The sequence below is a fragment of the Pseudomonas sp. genome, assembly GCF_049590575.1.
Classification (GTDB): Bacteria; Pseudomonadota; Gammaproteobacteria; order Pseudomonadales; family Pseudomonadaceae; genus Aquipseudomonas.
In genome coordinates, this window is the sequence record NZ_JBAWDE010000310.1 from 39,133 (window position 1) to 47,095 (window position 7,963).

At 61.3% G+C, this 7,963-nt stretch carries 7 protein-coding genes; 3 read left to right on the top strand and 4 right to left on the bottom strand.

Annotated elements, in window-relative coordinates:
- Positions 1 to 2 precede the first annotated feature (2 nt).
- From WBR57_RS21810 to WBR57_RS21820, 3 genes are all read right to left on the bottom strand, one after another.
- Entirely contained in the window at positions 3 to 923 is a 921-nt protein-coding gene (locus tag WBR57_RS21810; RefSeq protein ID WP_010564478.1) for an SPFH domain-containing protein, read from the bottom strand.
- Positions 924 to 1,000: 77 nt separating this feature from the next.
- A complete protein-coding gene (locus WBR57_RS21815; protein WP_424086510.1) occupies positions 1,001 to 2,680 on the bottom strand; it encodes a GspE/PulE family protein in 1,680 nt (559 codons plus the stop codon).
- A gap of 83 nt (positions 2,681 to 2,763) precedes the next feature.
- Complete coding sequence (locus WBR57_RS21820) at positions 2,764 to 3,102, bottom strand: hypothetical protein (RefSeq protein ID WP_424086511.1); 339 nt, start codon at positions 3,100 to 3,102, stop codon at positions 2,764 to 2,766.
- 127 nt (positions 3,103 to 3,229) lie between these two features.
- Here WBR57_RS21820 and WBR57_RS21825 point away from each other — a divergent pair, with 127 nt between their 5' ends.
- Positions 3,230 to 3,694, top strand: coding sequence for an Lrp/AsnC family transcriptional regulator (locus tag WBR57_RS21825; RefSeq protein WP_424086512.1), 465 nt, complete (start codon positions 3,230 to 3,232; stop codon positions 3,692 to 3,694).
- Between the two features lie 106 nt (positions 3,695 to 3,800).
- Here the strand turns inward: WBR57_RS21825 and WBR57_RS21830 are convergent, their stop codons facing one another.
- Positions 3,801 to 5,168: an inorganic triphosphatase gene (locus WBR57_RS21830; RefSeq protein ID WP_424086513.1), complete on the bottom strand. Its 1,368-nt coding sequence runs from the start codon at positions 5,166 to 5,168 to the stop codon at positions 3,801 to 3,803.
- A gap of 158 nt (positions 5,169 to 5,326) precedes the next feature.
- Between WBR57_RS21830 and argE the strand changes: the two genes are divergently transcribed.
- Together argE and argA are read left to right on the top strand one after the other, a co-directional pair.
- On the top strand, positions 5,327 to 6,475 hold the full coding sequence (gene argE / locus WBR57_RS21835) for an acetylornithine deacetylase (protein ID WP_424086514.1): 1,149 nt from the start codon (positions 5,327 to 5,329) through the stop codon (positions 6,473 to 6,475).
- 133 nt (positions 6,476 to 6,608) lie between these two features.
- On the top strand, positions 6,609 to 7,910 hold the full coding sequence (gene argA / locus WBR57_RS21840) for an amino-acid N-acetyltransferase (protein WP_424086515.1): 1,302 nt from the start codon (positions 6,609 to 6,611) through the stop codon (positions 7,908 to 7,910).
- Positions 7,911 to 7,963: the final 53 nt, after the last annotated feature.

Sequence of the window (7,963 nt, forward strand, 5' to 3'; positions counted from 1 at the left end):
CCTCAGCCTTTTTTGCTGTCGAACGTTGCCTTGACGATCTCGCCGATACCTCCAACCGCACCGATCACCTGGCTGGCTTCCAGCGGCATCAGGATGACCTTGCTGTTGTTGGCCGACGCCAGCTTGCCCAGCGCGTCGATATATTTTTGCGCGACGAAGTAGTTGACCGCCTGCACGTTGCCCGAGGCGATCGCTTCCGATACTACCTGAGTGGCGCGGGCCTCTGCTTCGGCCTGACGTTCGCGGGCTTCGGACTCGAGAAAAGCCGCCTGGCGGCTACCCTCGGCTTCAAGGATCTGCGCTTGCTTCTTGCCTTCTGCCGTCAGGATCGCCGACGCCCGCAGGCCTTCGGCTTCAAGGATTTGCGCGCGCTTGATCCGCTCGGCTTTCATTTGGCCCGACATGGCAGCCATCAGGTCGGCGGGCGGGCTGATGTCCTTGATTTCGATACGGGTGATCTTGATGCCCCAAGGCGCCGTGGCTTCATCCACTGTTTTCAGGAGTTTTTCGTTGATGCCGTCACGCTGGCTGAGCATGGCGTCCAGCTCCATGGAGCCAAGCACGGTACGGATATTGGTTTGCAGCAAGTTGCGAATAGCGTGTTCGAGGTTGTTGACCTCATAGGCAGCCTGGGCGGTATTCACCACCTGGAAGAAGCACACGGCGTCGATCTGCACGGTAGCGTTGTCGGCGGTGATTACTTCCTGTGGCGGGATATCCAGCACGCTTTCCATCACGTTGATCTTGCGACCGATGCGGTCCATCACCGGGATAATGATGTTCAGGCCAGGCTTGAGGGTGTTGGTGTAGCGGCCAAAGCGCTCGACTGTCCACTGGTAGCCTTGGGGCACCACCTTGAAGCCCATGAAGAGGATGGCGATGGCCAGGCCCACGAAAAGAAGCAGTACGGTTCCGATCTGCATAGCGATTCCTTATCTGATGGTGTCAGTGAAAAGACATTGGCCCGATTGTAACGGGGTTGTCACCGATAAGGACGGATTCACTGCGCAACACTAAAAGGATTTGTTACCGAATCCCCAGGGGTAACCCGCAATATTTCGCCCAGTGTGGTCAGCCCTGCCTTGACCTTTTGCAGGCCCGCCATGCGCAGGCTGCACATACCCTGGGCGATAGCCGCCTGGCGCAGGGCCTGCACATCGGCGCCCGGCGTGATCAATGCCTTGAGATCGTCGTTCAACACCATGATCTCGTAGACCCCGGCACGCCCCCGGTAACCGCTGTTTCGGCATTCAACGCACCCGATGGCCTCGTGGGTTTCCCCCAGTGCGCGTTTGCAATGCGGGCACAACAGCCGCACCAGGCGCTGCGCCATCACGCCCAGCAATGTGGCCTTGATCAAATAATGCGCAATGCCCAATTCCTGCAGGCGGCTGATGGCTCCCGGCGCGTCGTTGGTATGCAGGGTCGAGAGCACCAGGTGCCCGGTTAACGCAGCCTGAATCGCCATGTCTGCGGTTTCCTGGTCACGAATCTCGCCGATCATGATGATGTCCGGGTCCTGACGCAGCAGGGCGCGGATGCCGCCGGCAAAGGTCAGGTCGATATTGTGCTGCACCTGCATCTGGTTGAAAGAAGGCTCGACCATTTCGATCGGGTCTTCCACCGTGCACAGGTTGACCTCCCGGGTCGCCAGTTGCTTGAGCGTGGTGTAGAGCGTGCTGGTCTTGCCCGAGCCGGTCGGCCCGGTGACCAGGATGATGCCGCTGGTTTGGCGGGTCATGGCCTGCCAACGCTGCTGGTCTTCGCTGGACAAGCCCAACTGGTCAAAGTCCTTGAGCAGCACCTGCGGGTCGAAAATCCGCATCACCAGTTTTTCGCCAAACGCCGTTGGCAGGGTTGAAAGGCGCAGCTCAACTTCCGCACCTGCCGGGCTTTTGGTCTTGACCCGTCCGTCCTGGGGTTTGCGTTTTTCCGCCACGTTCATGCGGCCCAGGCTTTTCAGGCGGCTGACGACCGCCATCGTGACCTGCGGTGGAAACTGGTAAACGTCGTGCAGCAAGCCATCGATTCGAAAACGTACACGGCCCTGCTCACGGCACGGTTCCACATGGATATCACTGGCCCGTTGGCTGAACGCGTACTGCAGCAGCCAATCGACGATATTCACGATATGCGCGTCATTGGCATCCGGCTCCTGGTCGCTGGCACCGAGGTTGAGCAGTTCAGCAGTGCTGGGTATCGCCGCCTTTTGATCTGCGCCGCTGACGGACTTCGCCAACCGATAGAACTCGCCGATATAACGCGTTATGTCCTGTGGGTTGGCAACCACACGTGTGATCGAGCGTTTGAGCACCTGTGCAAGCCCGGCTTCCCAACCGGCGACGTAGGGCTGGGCACTGGCGATGGTGACGGTCTGCGCATCCACGGCGACCGCAAGGATGGCGTGGCGTTGGGCAAACGCGTAGGACATCAACGGCACAAGCGCGGCGGCGTCAATCTTCAGCGGGTCGATCCGCAGGTAGGGTTGCCGTGCCTGCGTGGCCAGCCATTGGGTCAAGGTTTCGAGGCTGGGGCCTTCGTTGGCGATGCACTCCAATGGGTGCCGTGCGGGGTAGGCCGGCAGGCTCGCCAAGCGCTGCGCGGCCTCGGGTGTGATCAGTCGTTCATCGACCAGCGTCGGCAACAGCTGCTGCAGTTCCAGTGGTTGATCAACGTGCATGCAGATTTCCTGGGCGGCTTCGGAGGTAACCCCCAGACTAGTCAGGCCCTGAGTGTCCGCCTCCCAGCGTGTATTGCAGGCTTTTACCGAGCCGCCGCTGCCGGCGTTGCAAGCCCCTGCACATCAGCCGGACGCACTTCCAGCGCGCACACGCTGATCAGGTTTCGAATCTTTTCAGCGATCACTTGAGCGCGGTGCCAGCTCAGGCTATCCATCACGATATCGATGTAAAGCAGGTCTTCCTCCCGATTGACCATGACCTGCCTGGGTGTGAGGAACTGCAGCGCGAAGTAGTTGAGCACCCGACACAGCACATCCGGCTCGGCCTCGGCGACGATCTGGTAGTGCGCCTGGCAGTGAGCGCTGGTGACAGCCCATGCGTCGATGCGGGTGGCGGGGTAGGTAGTTTCGACGGCGTGCATGCTGATTCTCCAGATTCGACTGGGAAAATTTTTACATGCGCTGTGGGAGATTTCTTATCTAAGATGAGCGTTAATGACGCTTAATAAACTCATTCAATTCAAGATAAGTATCAAAAAAGGTAATTTTATGCACAGCGAGTTGGACGCCTACGACCGCCGCATCCTGGCCTTGCTGCAAGAGGACGCTTCGCTGTCAAGCGCACAGATCGCCGAGCAAGTGGGCCTGTCCCAGTCGCCGTGCTGGCGGCGCATCCAGCGGCTCAAGGAGGAAGGGGTGATTCGCGGCCAGGTGACCTTACTGGACCGCAAGAAAATCGGCCTTAACACGCAGATTTTCGCCGAAATCAAACTCAACGCCCACGGCCGCTCCAACTTCACGGAGTTCACTGAAGCGATTCGCGGGTTTCCGGAAGTGTTGGAGTGTTATGTGCTGATGGGGTCGGTGGATTTTCTGCTGCGCATCGTCACCTCGGACATTGAGGCGTACGAGCGGTTTTTCTTCGAGAAATTGTCGATGGTGCCGGGGATTCAGGAGGTCAATTCGATCGTGGCGTTATCCGAGATCAAGTCGACAACCAGCCTGCCAATTTAGCGCTAGACCTGTGGGAGCGGGCTTGCTCGCGAAAGCGCCGGGTCAGCCACTGAGAAGTCGACTGATCCAGCGAGCAAGCCCGCACATTTGACCGAGTTGCCTGGTATTACAGACGCAGCAGGGTCTTCCACGCACGGTTCTGATACACCGCAATCGCCTGGTGCATACGTGCATCCAGCGACTCGTCGGTGATCGGCTGGTTGGCCAGTTGCACCAATTTGTTCAGCTCGCCGTACAGGCGGTCCAGCTCCGGGATGTCAACCACCTGACGCGCATGGTGCAGCCAGGCCTGGATGCGTTCGATGCGCGGCAGTTGCTCGGCCAGGTCTTCCGGTTGCTGCTGGTAGCGCGGCAGTTGCAGGGCAACGGCATCGTCGGCCAGCAGGCGCGGCAGCCAGTTGGTGATTTGCGCGGCGCCCTGGCGGTTGCCACGCACGTTGCGGTCGGCAGTCCAGGTGCGGGCCAGCAGCCAGCGCGAGGTGTTCAGTGAGAACAGGCCCCAGCGCACGTCTTCCAGTTCTTCAACGAACTGCTCCGGTGCGGCTTTGCGGATGTCTTCATCGTCGTCACCGGCTTGGACCAGCGGGCGCCAGTCTTCCAGCAGCGCGTCGAGACTGCTGCGCAGCTCACTGGTGGATTGGCGCGGTGCGGCCTGGCCGAGGCTGCCGATCAGGGCACGCAGTTCGCCGAGGTTATCGACCCAGTCCTTCAGCAGGCGCCAGTGGCCATTGAAGCGGTATTGCTCGGCCAGACGCTGGCTGCTGCCGAGCAGGTGCCACATGATTGCGGCGAAAGCGTCGTCCAGCGGCATTTCGGCGTGGATCTGCGGCGCCGGCAGGCTCAGGGAGTAGCTGCTGGCGTCGTACAGGCGGTAGCCGCGCTCGGCCTTGCTGATGTCACACGGCATCAGCGCCAGGGTGGCGGCCAGTTCGGCGGCGAGCTCCAGCAGGGCGGCCGGCTCACCTTCGCGCAGTTCCAGTTCCAGCTCGCAGATTTCTTCTTTCTGCTTGCCGACCACCACATGGCCCAGGTCCAGGGCGGCTTCGATCACTACCTTGGCCTTGCCACGGCCCCAGGCGATTTCGGCGCGCTCGCGCACGAAGTCGGTGGTGAAGATCGGCTTGAGGGTCTTTTTGTCCAGCTCGGCCAGTTGCTCGGGCCAGCAATCGCCGTCGAGTTTCTTCACATCGAGCTTGGCTTTGGGCAGGTCCCAGTTGTACTCGTTGCGTTCCGACAAGCCGGCGACGCTTTGGCCGCGGGTCTTGAGGGTCTGGATCACGTCGTCACCGTCCTTGCGCAGGCGCAGCGCAACCTTGGCCTGGGCCAGATCGCGTTCAGGGGTGTCGAAATACTGGTTCATCAACTCACGGCGTTCCCAGCCACTTTTGTTGCGTTTTTTCAGTAACGGGTGCTCACGCAGCGCGGCGAGTGTTTCGCGGCTGACGCGGAGCTTGATTTCGGTTTCTTTCTGCATGGCCGGAAAATCCAGGATCGGGAGCGCAGCCGGGGAAAAGAGTGGCTGCCAAGGCCGTGCAGTGTACAGGACTGAGCCCGGCAACGCGCCGCAACGGTTTATTGTGTCGTGCAGATGGCTCTATAGTGGGGCTCATCCGGGAAGTTGAGAGACCGCGCATGCCGTTACCGTCCATGAAAGAGCAGTTCGCCGCGCTGATTGCCGCGCCTTCGGTCAGTTGCACCCAAGCGTCTCTCGACCAGACCAACCGCCCGGTGATCGACCTGCTCGCCGGTTGGCTGGGCGACTTGGGGTTTGCCATCGACATCCAGCCAGTCAGCCCCGGCAAGTTCAACCTGCTGGCCAGCTTCGGCAGTGGCCCCGGTGGCCTGGTGTTGGCCGGCCATAGCGATACCGTTCCGTATGACGCCGCGTTGTGGAAGACCGATCCGCTCAAGCTGACGGAAGTCGACGGCCGCTGGGTAGGACTGGGCAGCTGCGACATGAAGGGTTTTTTCGCCCTGGCGATTGAAGCCGTGTTGCCGTTGCTGGATCAGCCGTTCAAGCAGCCGTTGCTGATCCTCGCCACTTGCGATGAGGAAAGCTCGATGTCCGGCGCCCGCGCGCTGGCTGAGGCGGGCCGCCCGCTGGGCCGCGCGGCGGTGATCGGCGAGCCGACCGGTCTCAAGCCGATCCGCTTGCACAAAGGCGTGATGATGGAACGCATCGACATTCTCGGCCGCAGCGGCCATTCGTCGGACCCCAGCCTGGGCCACAGCGCCCTTGAAGCCATGCACGATGCCATCGGCGAGCTGCGCGGCCTGCGCCTGGCCTGGCAGCGTGAATACCGCAACGCGCAATTCAGTGTGCCGCAACCGACCATGAACTTCGGCTGTATTCACGGCGGCGACAACCCCAACCGCATCTGCGGCCAATGCTCCCTGGAGTTCGACCTGCGGCCCTTGCCGGGCATGGACCCAGAGGTATTGCGCGCCGCCATCCGGCAGAAGCTCGAACCCTTGGCAGAACGCCATCAGGTGAAGATCGATTACGCGCCGTTATTCCCCGAGGTGCCGCCGTTCGAACAGGCCGAAGACACCGAGTTGGTACGCGTGGCGGAACGATTGACCGGCCATCGTGCCGAAGCAGTAGCGTTCGGCACCGAAGCGCCTTATCTTCAGCGCCTCGGCTGTGAAACCCTGGTGCTGGGCCCTGGTGATATCGCCTGCGCCCACCAGCCGGGCGAGTACCTCGAAATGTCACGCTTGACGCCTACAGTGCGTCTATTGCGGGAATTGATTGAGCATTACTGCCTGAAACCTGCATAAATTAACCCCCGTCCATTCGTACATAAGGAGAGCGAGCGTGTCGCCAAGCCTGTTCCGACGATAACCATCAGCCCGCTGTGCGTTTTCACGATTCATCCTTTTTCGGCTGCTTTTTATTACAGGCCCAGGTGTTATGCCCGAATACGTCAATTGGCTTCGTCACGCTTCGCCCTACATCAACGCTCACCGCGACTGCACCTTTGTGGTCATGCTGCCCGGCGATGGTGTGGACCATCCGAACTTCGGCAATATCGTCCACGACCTGGTGCTGCTCCACAGCCTGGGCGTGCGGCTGGTGCTGGTGCACGGTTCGCGCCCACAGATCGAAGCGCGCCTTGAAGCGCGTGGCCTGACCCCGGCTTACCACGAAGGTTTGCGCATCACTGATGCCGCGACGCTGGAGTGTGTGATCGACGCGGTCGGCCATCTGCGTATTGCCATCGAAGCGCGCTTGTCGATGGACATGGCTTCGTCGCCGATGCAGGGCTCGCGCCTGCGCGTGGCCAGCGGCAACCTGGTGACCGCGCGGCCCATCGGCGTGCTGGAAGGCGTGGATTACCACCACACCGGCGAAGTGCGTCGGGTTGACCGCAAGGGCATCAATCGCCTGCTGGATGAGCGCTCCATCGTGCTGTTGTCGCCGTTGGGCTATTCGCCCACCGGTGAGATTTTCAACCTGGCCTGCGAGGACGTCGCGACCCGCGCCGCCATCGACTTGGGCGCGGATAAGTTGCTGCTGTTCGGCGCCGACCTCGGCCTGATCGACGAAAATGGCCGGCTGGTGCGCGAGCTGCGCCCGCAGCAAGTGCCGGCGCATCTGCAACGCCTGGGCAGCAGCAACTACCAGGCCGAACTGCTCGACGCCGCGGCCGAGGCTTGCCGGGGTGGAGTGGGGCGCAGCCATATTGTCAGCTACGCGGAAGACGGCGCCTTGCTCACCGAACTGTTCACCCGGGACGGCGGCGGTACGCTGGTCGCCCAGGAGCAATTCGAGCTGGTGCGCGAGGCGGCGATTGAAGACGTCGGCGGCTTGCTGGATTTGATCAGCCCGCTGGAAGAGCAGGGCATCCTGGTGCGCCGTTCGCGCGAGGTGCTGGAGCGTGAAATCGAGCAGTTCAGCGTGGTCGAGCGCGAAGGCATGATCATCGCCTGCGCGGCGCTGTATCAGATCGCCGATTCGGACGCGGGTGAGCTGGCGTGCCTGGCGGTGAACCCGGAATACCGCCACGGCGCACGCGGTGATGTACTGTTGGAGCGCATCCAGACCCGCGCCCGGGCGCAGGGTTTGAAGACCTTGTTTGTGCTTACCACGCGCACCGCCCACTGGTTCCGTGAGCGCGGCTTTGTGCCCAGCAGCGTGGACCGGCTGCCGTCGGCACGCGCGTCGCTGTACAACTATCAGCGTAATTCGAAGATTTTCGAGAAAGCGTTGTAAGCGTATTTCCGAACCAAAGCAGTTTTCAATGTGGGAGCGGGCTTGCTCGCGAA

Bases quoted from the DNA above. Each gene is read 5' to 3' on its own strand.
- WBR57_RS21810 (WP_010564478.1), bottom strand. From the start codon at position 923: ATGCAGATCGGAACCGTACTGCTTCTTTTCGTGGGCCTGGCCATCGCC.
- WBR57_RS21825 (WP_424086512.1), top strand. From the start codon at position 3,230: ATGCACAGCGAGTTGGACGCCTACGACCGCCGCATCCTGGCCTTGCTG.
- WBR57_RS21830 (WP_424086513.1), bottom strand. From the start codon at position 5,168: ATGCAGAAAGAAACCGAAATCAAGCTCCGCGTCAGCCGCGAAACACTC.
- WBR57_RS21820 (WP_424086511.1), bottom strand. From the start codon at position 3,102: ATGCACGCCGTCGAAACTACCTACCCCGCCACCCGCATCGACGCATGG.
- argE (WP_424086514.1), top strand. From the start codon at position 5,327: ATGCCGTTACCGTCCATGAAAGAGCAGTTCGCCGCGCTGATTGCCGCG.
- argA (WP_424086515.1), top strand. From the start codon at position 6,609: ATGCCCGAATACGTCAATTGGCTTCGTCACGCTTCGCCCTACATCAAC.
- WBR57_RS21815 (WP_424086510.1), bottom strand. From the start codon at position 2,680: ATGCACGTTGATCAACCACTGGAACTGCAGCAGCTGTTGCCGACGCTG.